The following is a 14,441-nucleotide window of genomic DNA, read 5'->3' on the forward strand; positions in this document are numbered from 1 at the left end:
CCTGCGTTGTCTGAGTGTAGGCGACGTCCGTTTGCTGAATGTCATGCGCCGTGATCCGGGTTGGCTTTGTCCGCGAACCCCGTTCTTGAGGTTTCACTGCTTCACAGCCTAAGGATCAAGATTGAGACAGCATGTCATGCAGGGCGCCCGCAACGAATGATTGTGCGGCGACAAAGATCGGGATTACCTTGCGGCGGGATGACAGGTTCCCTCAATGAAGCGGCACTAGGATCGCGCGCGTAGGCACGTTGCACGGGGTAAAGCGCATTCATGCGGGTCTTGCTGGTCGAAGATGAGAAGGAGCTCGCGGGGGCGCTGAAGGCCGCGTTGAGCCATCACCGGATGATCGCCGATCATGCGCGCGATCTCGCTGAGGCCGCGCTGATCCTCAACGACGCCGTCTATGACGTGGTCGTGCTCGATCGCAAGCTGCCCGATGGCGACGGGCTCTCGCTCATCCCCGTGATACGGGCGCGCGGCAACACCGTGCCGGTGCTGATGCTGACGGCGCTCGACGACCTCGCCGACCGGGTGGCGGGGCTCGATGGCGGCGCCGACGACTATATCGGCAAGCCCTTCGCCTTCGAGGAACTGCTGGCGCGGCTGCGCGCGCTTGCCCGTCGCCCGGTTCCGGTGCAATCCGATGTCGTCACCGTCGGTCGGCTCTCCTTCGATCTTGCCCATTGCGAGGCGAGTGTGGCCGGTACGCCGCTGAAGATGCCGCGGCGCGAGCTTCTGGTGCTTGAAACGCTGACCCGTCGCATGGGACGCATGGTGCTGCGCGCGGCCCTGATGGAAGCCGTGTTCGGGCTCGACGACGAGATCCAGTCCAATGCGCTCGACACCCATATCTCGCGCGTGCGCCGCAAGCTGACGGACGCAGACGCGGGCGTGACCATCAACGGCATCCGCGGCGTCGGCTATCTCCTCAGAGAAGACCAATGAGCGGCCGCGCTTCCCATTCCTTCAAATGGCGGCTCGTCGGCTGGCTCGTGCTGTTCGAAACGGTAGCGACCCTTGTCGTTATCGCCATTGCGGTCGGCCTGCTCTGGGTGACCGGCTATCTCATCGACGGCTACGAGAACGGCAATGTTGACGTCTTGAAGGACGCGATCACCCGCAAAGCCGATGGCGGGCTCGAACTTCAGGAAACGCCGGAGCTGCAGCGGCTGCGCCAACAGGCGGGAAAGATCTGGTTCATCGTTCGCGACAGACAAGGGCACAGACTCTCGGAGGGCACGGTGCCGGAAGAATTCGCCTTTGCGGTCGCCGGGCTCGAGCGCATGAACGACGCCCGCTTCCGGCTTTCGCCCGACAAGAACGCCCGTCCGGAAGCGGTCGTCAAATGGCTCGAGTCGCCGGCCGGCATGGTCCAGATCTTCAGCGGCACGGAGGGACAATTGACGCTCGGCCGCCTGCTGCTCAGCACCACCGGCGCCTTCCTCAGCATCTTCGTGCCGATGCTGCTACTGCTCGCCTTTGCGACCGTGGTCGTCACCCCGATCGTCGTTCGAAGGATGCTCTCGGGCCTGTCGCACGCGGCCTCGCATGCCGCCCACATCGAATATGACCAGCGCGGCATCCAGATGCCGGTGACGGGTGTTCCCAATGAGTTTCTGCCGCTGGTGACGGCCGTCAACGATGCGCTGACAAGGCTCGATGACGGCTATACGAGACACAAGCGCTTCCTGGCCCAGGCGGCGCATGAGTTGCGCACGCCGGTCGCCATTCTCGGCGCTCGCATCGCCTCGCTGCCGCCGGGACCGGACAAGACCCGCCTCAACGAGGACGTGACGCGCCTTTCCATTCTGGCGGGTCAGCTTCTCGATCTCGAACGGCTCGACGCCGAGAACGATGAGTTCAGGCCGGTCGATCTTGCAGCACTTGCCGAGCGGGTGATCGTCGCGCTCGCGCCGCTTGGCTTTGGGGCAGGTTACGAGATGACATTCGAGGCCGATCAACGCCCTGTCATGGTGACGGGAGACGAGGCGTCGCTGGAGCGAGCGCTCACCAATCTCGTGCAGAACGCCATCGACCATGGCGGAAGGCGCGGCACGATCACGGTCAAGGTCGATCCCCAGGGCGTGATTGAGGTCTGCGACGACGGCGACGGCATTCCGCGCAGCGAAACCGACCGGATCTTCGAGCCGTTTCAGCGGCTGCGCAAGGACGGCAAGGGCGCGGGCCTCGGCCTCAACCTCGTGCAGAAGATCGTGCACCTGCATGGCGGCTACGTCGACGTCTCCCGCTCGGCATCCGGCGGCGCCTGCATGCGGATCGTGCTGCCGCTGGCGGCAGCCGTAACAGCTTGAGAAGAACAAGCCCCGGAACCGGCGCTGTCGGTCTTGCCCCGTAAATCGGCTAGGACATGGGGGAAAGACGACATGCGGTTCCGGGGCTTGACGCGGCCTGACCGGGAGAAAAAGTCAGGCTGCCTGGACCTTTTTCGACACGCGCGCCCATTCCGGGATCCAGTCGCGATGCGCGACGAGCAGGTCGTCGACGAGCGACCAGATCTGGTCGAGATCGAGTTCGGCCGCCGTGTGCGGATCCATCATTGCGGCGTGGTAGAGATGCTCGCGGTTCTCGGTCATGAGCGCCTGAACCGTCAGCTCCTGCACGTTGATGTTGGTGCGGATCAGCGCCGTCAGCTGCGGCGGCAGATCGCCGATGAAGGTCGGCTGGATACCCGAGGCATCGACCAGGCAGGGAACTTCAGCGGCGCAATTTTCCGGCAGCGAGGTGATGCAGCCGTTGTTCCTGAGGTTGCCGTAGATGACGGAGGGTTCGCCGGTCCAGACCGAGTTCATGATCGAAGACGCGTATTCGTGGCTCTCGGCCACTTCGATCGTCTCGGCTTCCTTGAAGGCAGCCGCCTGCCCCTTCCAGCGTTCGATCTGCTCGACGCAACGCTTCGGGTACTCGTCGAGCGGGATGCCGAACTTCTCGATCAGGTCGGGACGGCCGTCCTTGATGAAATAGGGCGTGTACTCGGCGAAATGCTCGGAGCTTTCGGTGACGAAATAGCCGAGCCGCGTCAGCATCTCGTAGCGCACCTTGTTGGGGCAGCGCGGGTTCCAGTGGCTGGGCTTGGGGAAGCGGCCTTCGCGGTAGCCGCGCACCAGATCCGGATAGAGATCGCGGAAGCTGCCGTCGGCCTGTTTGTGTTCGAACTTGAGGAAGAAGGCCATGTGGTTGATGCCGGCGGCGCGGTAGCGGATCTCCGAAACCGGGATGTCGAGATCGCGTGAAAGCTCGTAGGCCGTGCCCTGGACAGAATGGCAAAGGCCGACCTGACGGATCGTCGGATACTTCTCGGAGATCGCCCAGGTGTTGATCGCCATCGGGTTGACGTATTGCAGCAGGATCGCGTTCGGGCAGACCTGCAGCATGTCCTCGCAGATCTTCCAGAGATGCGGCACGGTGCGAAGGCCGCGCATGATGCCGCCGACGCCGAGCGTATCGGCAATGGTCTGGCGCAGGCCGTACTTCTTCGGCACCTCGAAATCGGTGACCGTGCAGGGCTCAAAGCCGCCGATCTGGAAGGCGACGACGACGAAGTCCGCACCCTCCAGCGCCTTTTTCTGGTTGGAATGGGTCTCGATATCAGCCTTGACGCCGAGCGTGCGCACCAGCTTGCCGGCGACGACCTCGCTTTCGCCGAGGCGCTCGGGGTTCACGTCCATCAGCGCGATCGTCGCGGCCGACAGCGCCGGACGCTGCAGTACGTCGCCGATGATGTTCTTCATGAAGACGGTGGAGCCGGCGCCGATGAAGGTGATCTTGGGTTGTCTGGTCATGGATTGCCTCTGCTTTCTAGCGGTCATGCTGCCACATCGAAGGCGGCTCTCACGAGCCTTTCGGTGTAGGCGGTCTTGGGATTGGACAGAATTTCGCTCACCGGCCCCTCCTCGACTATTCTGCCGTGCTGCATCACCACCACCCGATGGCAGAGCGCGCGCACGACCTTGAGGTCATGGGAGATGAAGAGGTAGCTCAGGCCCCGCTCGTCCTGCAGCTTGCGCAGCAGTTCGATGATCTGGGCCTGGACCGAGAGATCGAGCGCCGAAGTCGGCTCGTCGAGCAGGATGAATTCAGGCTCAAGCGCGATGGCCCGGGCGATCGCAATGCGCTGGCGCTGGCCGCCGGAGAACTCATGCGGAAAGCGCGACAGGATGTTGCCCGGCATGCCTGCGGCGTTAAGCGCATCCACCACCCGGTCGAGCCGGTCCTTCCGGTTCTCACCGATGCCGTTGACGACCAGCCCCTCCTCGATGATCTGGCCGATCGACATGCGCGGGTTGAGCGAGGCGAAGGGGTCCTGAAAGACGATCTGGATGCGCGAGCGCAGAGGCCGCATCTGGGTCCGGTCCTTGTCGTGGATCGGGATGCCGTCGAAGTAGATCTCGCCGCCATCGGGGTTGAGCAGGCGGATCAGCGCCTGGCCGAAGGTCGTCTTGCCCGATCCGGATTCGCCGACGAGCCCCAGCGTTTCGTGCTTGCGCAGATTAAGGCTGAGCTTGTCGACCGCGACCAACTCAGAAAACTGCGAGCGGAAAAGACCGCCCTTCTTCAGCATGAAGGAGACCTTCACGTCCCGCCCGTCGAGCATGATCGGGGCGTTGTCCGGTAGCGTTTTAGCCGCACCCGACGGCTCCGACGAGAGCAGCCGTTTGGTATAGGCATGCAACGGGTTGGCGAAGAGCCCGGCCGTGGTGTTGTGCTCCTTCACCTCGCCGTACTGCATGACGTAGACGTAGTCCGAGAACTGCCGAACCACCGTCAGGTCGTGGGTGATCAGGATCACCGCCATGCCGAGCTCGCGCTGCAGGTCTCGGATGAGGTTGAGGATCTGCGCCTGGACGGTGACGTCGAGCGCCGTCGTCGGCTCGTCGGCGATCAGCACATCCGGATCGTTGGCGAGTGCCATCGCGATCATCACCCGCTGGCGCTGGCCGCCGGAGAGCTGGTGTGGATACTGATTGATCCGAAGCTCCGGGTCCGGGATCCGCACGTGGCGCAGGAGCTCCAGCGCCCGCTCGGTCGCGGCGCGTCGGCTTATCCTGCGATGCGCCCGGATCGCCTCGATGATCTGCGTGCCGACCGTGTAGACCGGATTGAGCGAACTCATCGGCTCCTGGAAGATCATCGCAAGGCGATTGCCACGCAAACCGCGCCGCTCACGCGGCGAGAATTTCAGCACGTCCTTGCCGTCATAGTCGATGCGCGATTGGGGGGCGATCGTGGCGCGCTTGGAGAGCAGCCCCATGACGCAGCGCGCGGTAACCGATTTGCCCGAGCCGGACTCGCCGACGATGGCGATGGTCTCGCCGCGGTAGAGCTGGAAGGAAACATCCTTCACCGCCTCCACCGTGCCATGTTCGACCTTGAATCGAACCGCGACATTGCGGGCGTCGATGACCGGCCGGCCATCGCGTTCGGCAAGGTCCCTGCGCTCAAAGGGCGCGGCAGTGAGGACGTCGATTGTCTCTGTCATGATGCGTCCTCCTCAATAGGGATCGATGGCGTCGCGCAGGCCGTCGCCAAGCGCATTGAAGGCGAAGACCGTGACAAGCACGAAGGCCACGGGCGACAGGATCCAGGGATAGGACCCGATGACGGAATAGGTGGAGGTATCCTGCAGCATCAGCCCCCAGGAAATGAGCGGCGGCTTGACCGCAAAGCCGAGGAACCCGAGGAAGGATTCAAGCAGCACCACCTGCGGGATCGACAGCGTGACGGCGACGATCACATGGCTCATCACGTTCGGCAGGATGTGCTGGAAGATGATGCGCCGGTCGCTGGCGCCGACGGCGATCGCCGCCCGCACATAGTCGATGCGGGCAAGCGCCAGCGTCTTACCGCGCACCTCGCGCGACATCTGCGCCCAGCCGAGCGCCGACATGACGATAATGACGAAGGCGAGGAAGACATTGGTCGGCGCCGTCACCGGGATCAGCGACGTCAGCGCCAGGTAGAGCGGCAACTGCGGGAAGGCGAGTACCAGTTCGACGAAGCGCTGAGTCCAGACGTCGAAGCGGCCGCCGAAATAGCCCGACGCCATGCCGACGGTCGTGCCGACGATGGTGACGATCGAGACGACGATGAGGGCGATCATCAACGAGATGCGCGAGCCGACGAGAATGCGTGACAGCACGTCGCGGCCAAACTTGTCGGTACCGAGCAGATGCACCGGCGAGCCATCGACCGCGCCAAAGAAATGGCGCTCGGCCGGGATCAGGCCGAAGAGACTGTAGGGGGCGCCCTTGACGAAGAAGCCAAGGATCTGCGGATTGTCGTAGTCGGGGCCGATGATCGGCTGAAAGGTGATCGGGTCGAGTTCCGTACCTTCGCTGAGCGGATAGCTGCGCGGCGAGAAAACGAGGTTGCCGTCCTTATCGGTAAAGCTGATCGCCTGCGGCGGCGCAAAGGCGACGCCCGTGGCCTTCGGATCGACCGGCGACAGGAAGTCGGCAAAGACCGCCATGAAGAGCAACAGGCCAACGAGCACGAGGCCGAGCATGCCGGTCCAGGAGCGCTTCAGCCGGCGCCAGACGAGCGCAGGATAGCTTTCGTTGTGCTGCTCGTTCTTGGGTTCGACGACGAGCGGAAGGGTTGTTTGCATCTCGACGGTCATGCTGGGGCTCCTCCGAGACGCACGCGCGGATCGAGTGCGGCCAACAGCATGTCGGCGATGATGTTGCCGAGGATAAGGGTCGCCGACAGAACCAGCATGAAGGTGGCGGTGACATAGACGTCGCCCACCCACATGGAGCCGACGATGGCCGGTCCGACGGTCGGCAGCGCGAAGATGATCGCCGTCTCGATCTCGCCGGTCAGCATGTAGGGCAGCACAACGCCCTGGTACATGATCAGCGGATGCAGGGCATTCGGCACCGCATGGCGCATGACCACCGCGCCTTCGCTCAGGCCCTTCGCCCGGGCGGTTTCGACATATTGCGCGTTCAGCGTGTCGAGCAGATTGCCGCGCATCACCCGCATATTGTAGGCGAGGCCGCCGAAAGTGGCGATCGCCACGACCGGCCAGACATGTTTGACGAGGTCGACGAATTTGTCCCAGGACCAGGGCGCACCGCCATAACGGGCCGAGTGGAAGCTGTTGATTTCGCTCACATTGAAATGGAAGACGAGGATGTAGACGATGATCAGCGCCATCAGGAAGCGCGGCACCGTCATGCCGAGGAAGGCCACCGTCGAAAGCAGGCTGTCGATCCACGAATATTGCCGTGTCGCGGCGATGATACCGAAGGATATGCCGATGATGGACGCCAGGATGTGGCAGACGAGCGCCAATGCCAGCGTGCGCGGCAGGCGTTCGCCGACGACATCGGCAACAGGCTTGTTGTAATAGAGGCTGTGGCCGAAATCGCCGCGCGTCAGGATGCCGGTCATCCAGTTGACGTATTGAACCGGCAGCGGCTTATCGAGGCCATGCTCCTTGCGATAGGCCTGCGCCTGGGCTTCGGCTTCCTCGTAGGATGCGCCACCCTGGTTGATCAACTGCGAGCGGATGTAATCGCTGTAGTCTCCGGGCGGCGCCTGGATGATGGCGAAGGTCGCCACGCTCAAGACAAGCAGCACCGGAATGGCAGAGGCGATGCGGACAAGCAGAAACCTGAACATGCCGTTTCCTTCTGTCGGTTAAGATGAGGCGCCGCCCCTCCGGCTTGAGGCCGGAGGGGCGGCCTTCGATCAGTTGCTCAGGCTCTTCTCGCCGGGCTTGCCCGGGAGCTGCTCGGCGAAGAGCTCGAAGTCACCCTGCTTGTCGGCGGGGACAAAGAGACGCTCGCGCATGATCGTGTCCTCGGCCCAGTTGAACATGAAGATCGGCGCTCCCGTCGGCACGTTGGCGAAGCGCTTGTTGATGATCAGCGCGCCCGGATATTCGGTAAGGCCGACTGTATCGAGGTTCGTCGTCGCGACCTTCTGGTACTGCTTCATCAAGTTCGCGCGCTCGGCATTGTCGTTGGTGGCAATGAACTTGTTGATGATGTCGACGAGTTCCTGTTCGAAGGGCATCAGGTCAAGCTGACCGCCTTCCGGTGCACGGTGGTGCCAGCTGGTGCGCGGACCGGCGGCCGCCAGCTGCGGCGTGTTCTGCACGACGGAGGCATATTCGGCGGCGTTGCGGTGAACCATCCAGTCGAACTTGCCGGCGTAATTGGTCGCGTCCCGCTGCTTGCCGTCCAGCGAGTTCAGAACCACCCGGAGGCCGAGCTTTTCCATCTGGCCGATAAGGCCCTCGGCCAGGTTGCGGTCGGTCGCATAGCTGTTGTCGATCAGAAGCACGATCTCCACGTCCTTGCCGCCGGCCTTGCCGTCCGCGAAGTTGACGAAGCCGTTGCCGTCGGTGTCCTTCAGCCCCGCCTTCTCAAGCAGCGCCTTCGCGCCATCGATGTCGAAGGGATAGTAGACGGTCGATTGCCGGTCGTAGAAGCTGGTGCCGGAGGAAAGCCCGCCGGGATAGATCGCGGTAAAGGGGCCCTTTACGAGCGCCTCGCCGAGCTTCTTGCGGTCGACCGCCATGGTCACCGCCTTGCGGAAATCCTCGTTGCGGTTGAGTTCACGCACCGCCTGGGCGCGTTCGTCCGGCTCCCCCCAGCCATTGGCCGAGAAGTTCATGTGCAGATTGTAGCCGATGAGGCGCGGGCCGAAGGCAAGCCGGGCGGGGGCCGTATCCTGGGCGGCGCGCTTCAGCGACTCCACGAAGTTTTCCGGCTGCTCGAGGTTCGAGAGATCGGCGGAACCTGCAATCGCCTGTACGTCGCGGTCGGCCCAGGTCGAGAGCTTGTAGTGCAACTCGTTGATGTAGGGCAGCTGGTTGCCGGCCTCATCGACCTTCCAATAGTACGGGTTCCGGCGCAGCACGATGATATCGTCGGGGCGATAGGCGACAGGGACCCAGGCACCCATGACCGGGATGTTCATGTACTCGGGCGGGAAGGCATTCTTGTACTGGTCGTAGGTGGTACCGGCGTATTTCGGATGCTTGGCCTTGAGAATATGCGACGGGCCGGGGCAGAAGGTGCCATAGGCCATGGCATAGAGATGCTGGCGCGGGAAGGCCTCCTTGAAGGTCCACTCGACCGTATACTGGTCGATCTTCTTCAGCGTCGTGCCGGCGCCGAAGGTCTCCGGCGTCGCGCCGTTCAGCGGCGTCACGCTCGGGTCGAGCACGTTGTCTTCCCAGTAGAACATTACGTCGTCGGCATCGAAGAGGTCGCCATCCGACCACTTGGCGCCCTCGACCAGATGCATCGTCAGCTTGTGGCCGTCAGAAGACCAGTCCCAGCTCTTGGCAAGGTTCGGCAGAGGCTCGACGTCCTTCGCTTCCACCTGGAAGAGCGGCGCCGTACGCGTCAGGCATTCGGACATGCCGATATCGATGCCCCCCCAACCCTGGCTCTGGCCGGCTGAGTAGTTCCAACCCTCGGGACGACCGCCGATGACGTGGCGTAGCGTGTCGCCGTAGACACCGACGCCATCAGGCATGTTGCCGGTCTTGAAGACCATCGGCTCCTTCGGCAGCCGTTCGGCGACCGGCGGCAGCTTGCCGGTCTTGACGTATTTCTCGGTAACCCAGGTCGGTTCCTTGTATTCCGGCAGCGCCTTGAACTCGGCGATCGAGTCGCGCGGCACATAGGTGATCTTGCCCTCGGCCGGAAAGGCCGGCTGCTGGGGCACGACGGTCGGCTCGGAAGCGGTCGCCTCCAAGGCAAAGGCCGAGATGCCGACAAGCATCAGGCTCGCCATTTTCATCAGTCTGTGGCTGGTCATTGGCTTAGATTCTCCCTCTTTGCCGCGCCGGGACGCGGCCTCCTCCTTGAAAAGTCTGCACTTCAGGCAGCGCTGCCCACGTCTCCTCACGGAAGCAGCGCTGCAATCGATCAGCCGGCGGCGCGGACCTGACGCTCGGCGCGCAACTCGTCGAGCGAACGCACTTCACGCCGCGCAGCACCCTTCCATTCGCGCGTCCTGACGGTTGCGCGGCCAAGTCGCTCCTTCGCGCCGTCGATGGCATGGGCGTATTGCGGCAGCCACTGGCTTTGAGCGACCACCATCTCGTCGACCATCTGCCAAACCTCCTCCGGTGTGCAGATGGCGCCGACCAGCGGATCATGCAGCATCGCCAGCTTTAGAAGATCGAGATCGCCGGTCACGGCCGCATGGACCGACATGCGCTGGACGTTGATCGAGGAAAGGCAGGTGGCGGCACAGGCCTCGGGAAGGGTGAGGCCCGAGACCATGTTGATGCCGAAGCGATCGACGAAGCCGGGGGATTCGATGATGGCGTCGGCAGGCAGGTTGGTGATCACGCCATCGTTCTTGACGTTGAAATGGCCGCGATAGACCCGGCCCGTTTCCAGGGCCTCGAGAATATGGCTCGCATGTTCGTTCGAGCGCTTCTGATGGTCGAGCGGCCGGCCGGCTGCTTCGAGGAACTGCGGAAACTCGGTTTCGAACCAGTTGCGCGTCTCGGTCGAATGCCTGAGATAGCCGCCGGTCTCGCCGTGGATCCAGTCGGACATATCGATCCAGCGGGTAATTTCCTCCGGGCGCTTGCGATACCAGGGAAGATATTCGGAGAGATGGCCGTTGCTCTCGGTCGAATAGACGCCGAACCGCTTCAGCACGTCGATGCGGAGCTTCTCCTGCTTGGAGAACACCGGGTGCGCCTCGAAGGCCGCAACCAACTCGTCCTTGCCGATCCTGCGGCCCTTCAGCCTCACGTCGACGAACCAGGTCTGATGGTTGATACCCGAGCAGATGTAGTCGAGTTCGCCCTCGCCGGCTCCCAAGATTTCGGCGATCTGCTCGCCGCCGTGCTGAACACCGTGGCAGAGCCCGACCGTATCGACCTTGCCGTATTCGATCGCCGCCCAGGTGTTCATCGCCATCGGGTTGGCATAGTTCAGGAACTTGGCACCCGGTTCGGCGACCGCGCGGATATCCCGGCAGAAGTCGAGGATGACGGGGATGTTGCGCTGGCCGTAGAGGATGCCACCGGCGCAGATCGTATCGCCGACGCATTGGTCGACGCCATATTTAAGGGGGATGCGGATGTCGTCGGCATAGGCTTCGAGCCCGCCGACACGGACGCAGCTGATGATGTAGCGGGCGCCTTCGAGCGCTTTCAGCCGGTCGGTGGTTGCCGTGACCTTCGTCGGCAGGCGGTTGACTTCGACAATCCGGTCGAGGATCGCCTTGATCATCTCCAGATTGCGGGCGCTGAGATCTGTCAGCGCAACCTCGATGTCGCGCAATTCCGGCACGGCGAGAATGTCGGTGAAGAGCTTCTTGGTGAAGCCTATGCTGCCGGCGCCGATGATGGCGATCTTGAATGTTGCCATGCCCTCACTCCTCATGAACTGCATGCATCTCTGACAAAGGGTAAAATCAATTCACGGTTTTCCACCGTCTCTGCGCGCAACTTCGATGCATCCCCTCATTTCTTACGGGCCAAAAGCACCGCCTGTTGCGCTGTTGGTGGTCATTATGTGTATAATCGCCGACCCCGCCAGAGCGGTATTGTGCTTTCATGGGTAATTTTATGCTGCAAGAATTGGTCGACAACGGCCCGGTTATGCGAACCGTTTCACTGCCGCGGGGACGCCAGAGCCTGCACGCGATGCCGACCAGCACCGGCTATGAAATCCGCAACAATGCGACCTATGACTGGGATGGCAGAAAGCGCGGAAACACGCCCTTTACCGTGCTCCAGCATACGATCGCGGGTGCCGGAAACCTGCGATACGAAAACCGCAGCTATCGGGTGCGCGAGGGCGAGACGCTGCTCCTGCTCGTGCCGCACAATCATCGCTACTGGCTGGAAGACGGCGGGCGCTGGGAGTTCTTCTGGATCTCGATGAACGGCGACGAGGCGCTGCGCATCCACCGCGCCCTGCTCGCCGTCACCGGTCCGGTATTGAAGCTGCAACCGGAAACGATCGAGCATCTGGCCGACTGCAGCCTGCGGCTGATCCGCGGCGGCGAGACGCCAGGCAGAGCCTCGGCGATTGCCTACGAGGCGGCGATGGCGCTCTACGACGACGTCTTCGGCTCGCACCCGGTGTTCAGCCATGAACACAGGACGATGCACCGGGTCGTCGACCACATCATGAACAACTTGCAGAACCCGCTTCCGGTGGAGGAACTGGCACGCGTGTCGGGCTTGAGCCGGGCGCATTTCTCGCGCGTCTTCGCCGCCAGCGAAGGCATGGCGCCGGCCGAATATGTGCTGCAGAAGCGACTGCAGCGTGCGGTAAAACTGCTGACGAAAACCGCAAGCCTTCCGGTCAAGGAAGTGGCCATTCTCTCGGGCTTCGAAGACCCCAACTATTTCGCCAAGGTGTTCCGCCGCTCCTTCGGTCTGAGCCCGACGGAATTCAGAACCACCGGCATGTATGCCAGCATCGCCGCCGGCTCGGTGGAGCAAGCGGTCGACACGGCGGAGGACGCAACGGTGCTGCTGCCCGGTTGAGGACGCGAACGATCAGCCGGCGAGCTGCTGGCGAAAGGCCGACACCCTCGGGAAAACCATGCCGAGGTCTGCATGCATGGCCCGCGCGATCACGCGGAAGTCACGCTCGCTGATGGCAAGATGACCAAGACGAAGCTTCTGGTCCCAGTTACGGTTGCCTTCGGCAAATTCCAGGCTGTCGAGCCACGGCCGAACCGGCGCCTCCATGCTGTCGGCCCAGTCGATGTCGCCGCGATGCGGGGCGACACCGCCCATGGCAAAGAAGTAGGGCGGGCGCTCCTTGACGACACCGATGGCGGCAAAACAGGCAAGCCCCGCCCTGCCGTTGAAGGCGGCGTTGGGCGCATAACCGATGAAGCCATCACCCGCCTTCATGCGCGTCATCGCCTGGACATTGCCGTAGCCGTAGCCAAAGCGAGAGAAGCCGTCTTCCGCAGCATGCTGCAGGTCATCGCCGGAAACCGCGCCGATCCAGAAATTGCGCTCGCCCGACCTGTTTGCTGCACCCATCTGAAACATATCCTGCGCCGACATCTGCAATCCCTCGATCTCTTATCCTGGGACCACTTTACGCGCGACCCCTGCCAGATTCTGTCAGCATCGCTTTGACAGCCGGGCATACCGTCGAGCCGCGTCTCAGCCGTCTTCGGAGGGCGCTTCCCATTGGCCAAAAAGCGTCACGCCCACGGCTCCCGCAAGCGCCACCGACGCGTGGTTGTCGAGTTGGCAGCGATATTGCGGTTGGTAGCCCTTTTCGAGGGCGACCCTGCTGATTGCGCGCACGACCTTGCGGGCGTGGCCCTTACCCCTATCGGACATAAGCGTCAGCACACCGAGATCGGCGATCTGCCGCTCCTGCCAGGGATACATGCTCGCGGCACAGACCAGCCTGTCACCATCGAAGGCACCGTAGACCAACCAGTGATCCAGTTCGACATAGGCTGCATCGAGATCCTCTTCCGAGGCGGAGCCCTGGAACAGGGCGAACGCGGCCGCATCCTTCGCCGTGAGCGCGCGCACATAGTCGCTCGAATTCTCCCGCAACAGCACAGCCTTATCCGCTTCGGTGAAGTAGAAGAGGTTGTCAGCACCGTTCAGGACGATGCCGGCATCGCACAGCCCTTGGCGAAGGGGCGCTTCGGTGAGCACCTGCCCCGCCGCCGACGACAGCGCGGCGCCGAGCGCCGGGGACAGGGCCACGATCACGCCGTTTTCAGCAGTGTGCAGCACCATGGCCGGGCTCTCCTCGTCGAGGTCGGGATTGACCACGACGGTAAACCGATCCGCGCTTGCGAGAACATCGCCCGCAAAGGACGCGTTCCAGAAATCGGTAATCTCAGGGGAAAACGGCGGCATGGCACTCAGTCTCTTGAACGAACACCGCGCCTGTCGGCGGCAAGCGGCGCGATTAATGGAGTAGTCGATTAATCAAATCGCAGTGCCAGCGATGTGTGGGACGACAATGGCGCAATGAAGGCGCCAAAAAAGCAAAAGCGCCCGCAGGAGATGCAGGCGCTTGGCAATACTTCAGTCTTTAAGATCGCCTTAGCGGGCGAAGGCCGTACGTGCGACGCGGTCGATGTCGGCGCGTTCGATGCCGAGGTCGCGAAGTTCGCGGTTCGACATGCGGCCCAGTTCGGTGACCGTCTGACGGTACTTGCGCCAGTTGTTGATGGAGCGTGCGATGTTCATTTGATCCCCCTTTCAATGGGCTTTCGAAGCCTGGCTGCCAGTCCGTGGCGCCTCGTTTCGCTTCGATGAACACCTTATAGCTCAGGCTTTCCGTGAGTTGCAGCGCTCAAAACTCAGCGCTCCCATGTGGGAAACGCATGGGTCGCCACAACAACCTGTGCACGCAGATGCGGATAACAGCTTCGCGCAATGACGGCAGCGGAAACTGTTGATCCCGGCGACAGAGACAAGTATTTCTTTTGTCGAC

Annotated in this window: 12 protein-coding genes; 3 read left to right on the forward strand and 9 right to left on the reverse strand. The window is 62.7% G+C overall.

Annotated features, from left to right (window positions below; translation table 11 throughout):
* Positions 1-270 precede the first annotated feature (270 nt).
* Together AC3WVQ_RS27765 and AC3WVQ_RS27770 are read left to right on the forward strand one after the other, a co-directional pair.
* Positions 271-945 (forward strand): response regulator transcription factor, encoded by a 675-nt coding sequence (locus AC3WVQ_RS27765; RefSeq protein WP_060583952.1) that lies wholly within the window; start codon positions 271-273, stop codon positions 943-945.
* Positions 942-2,312 (forward strand): sensor histidine kinase, encoded by a 1,371-nt coding sequence (locus AC3WVQ_RS27770; protein ID WP_268088174.1) that lies wholly within the window; start codon positions 942-944, stop codon positions 2,310-2,312. The genes AC3WVQ_RS27765 and AC3WVQ_RS27770 overlap by 4 nt, the downstream gene beginning before the upstream one ends.
* A 114-nt stretch (positions 2,313-2,426) precedes the next feature.
* Here AC3WVQ_RS27770 and AC3WVQ_RS27775 read toward each other — a convergent pair whose 3' ends face one another.
* From AC3WVQ_RS27775 to AC3WVQ_RS27800, 6 genes are all read right to left on the reverse strand, one after another.
* A complete protein-coding gene (locus AC3WVQ_RS27775; RefSeq protein ID WP_060529358.1) occupies positions 2,427-3,800 on the reverse strand; it encodes an alpha-glucosidase/alpha-galactosidase in 1,374 nt (457 codons plus the stop codon).
* A 23-nt stretch (positions 3,801-3,823) separates the two neighbouring features.
* Complete coding sequence (locus AC3WVQ_RS27780; protein WP_060644557.1) at positions 3,824-5,497, reverse strand: ABC transporter ATP-binding protein; 1,674 nt, start codon at positions 5,495-5,497, stop codon at positions 3,824-3,826.
* 12 nt (positions 5,498-5,509) lie between these two features.
* On the reverse strand, positions 5,510-6,637 hold the full coding sequence (locus AC3WVQ_RS27785; RefSeq protein WP_090425958.1) for an ABC transporter permease: 1,128 nt from the start codon (positions 6,635-6,637) through the stop codon (positions 5,510-5,512).
* Positions 6,634-7,644: an ABC transporter permease gene (locus AC3WVQ_RS27790; protein WP_060521888.1), complete on the reverse strand. Its 1,011-nt coding sequence runs from the start codon at positions 7,642-7,644 to the stop codon at positions 6,634-6,636. The genes AC3WVQ_RS27785 and AC3WVQ_RS27790 overlap by 4 nt, the downstream gene beginning before the upstream one ends.
* A gap of 69 nt (positions 7,645-7,713) precedes the next feature.
* Positions 7,714-9,798: an ABC transporter substrate-binding protein gene (locus AC3WVQ_RS27795; RefSeq protein ID WP_134887553.1), complete on the reverse strand. Its 2,085-nt coding sequence runs from the start codon at positions 9,796-9,798 to the stop codon at positions 7,714-7,716.
* Positions 9,799-9,908: 110 nt separating this feature from the next.
* Positions 9,909-11,372, reverse strand: coding sequence for an alpha-glucosidase/alpha-galactosidase (locus AC3WVQ_RS27800; protein ID WP_112985754.1), 1,464 nt, complete (start codon positions 11,370-11,372; stop codon positions 9,909-9,911).
* Positions 11,373-11,560: 188 nt separating this feature from the next.
* On the opposite strand from AC3WVQ_RS27800, the gene AC3WVQ_RS27805 reads away from it, so the two are divergent.
* Positions 11,561-12,502 (forward strand): AraC family transcriptional regulator, encoded by a 942-nt coding sequence (locus AC3WVQ_RS27805; RefSeq protein WP_492383272.1) that lies wholly within the window; start codon positions 11,561-11,563, stop codon positions 12,500-12,502.
* Between the two features lie 12 nt (positions 12,503-12,514).
* Here the strand turns inward: AC3WVQ_RS27805 and AC3WVQ_RS27810 are convergent, their stop codons facing one another.
* The 3 genes from AC3WVQ_RS27810 to AC3WVQ_RS27820 form a co-directional block, all read right to left on the reverse strand.
* Complete coding sequence (locus tag AC3WVQ_RS27810) at positions 12,515-13,012, reverse strand: EVE domain-containing protein (protein ID WP_492383273.1); 498 nt, start codon at positions 13,010-13,012, stop codon at positions 12,515-12,517.
* Positions 13,013-13,138: 126 nt separating this feature from the next.
* Entirely contained in the window at positions 13,139-13,858 is a 720-nt protein-coding gene (locus AC3WVQ_RS27815) for a GNAT family N-acetyltransferase (protein WP_492383274.1), read from the reverse strand.
* A gap of 189 nt (positions 13,859-14,047) precedes the next feature.
* A complete protein-coding gene (locus AC3WVQ_RS27820) occupies positions 14,048-14,194 on the reverse strand; it encodes a DUF1127 domain-containing protein (protein WP_064817045.1) in 147 nt (48 codons plus the stop codon).
* Positions 14,195-14,441: the final 247 nt, after the last annotated feature.

The sequence above is a fragment of the Ensifer sp. EB106-05-01-XG146 genome, assembly GCF_058791875.1.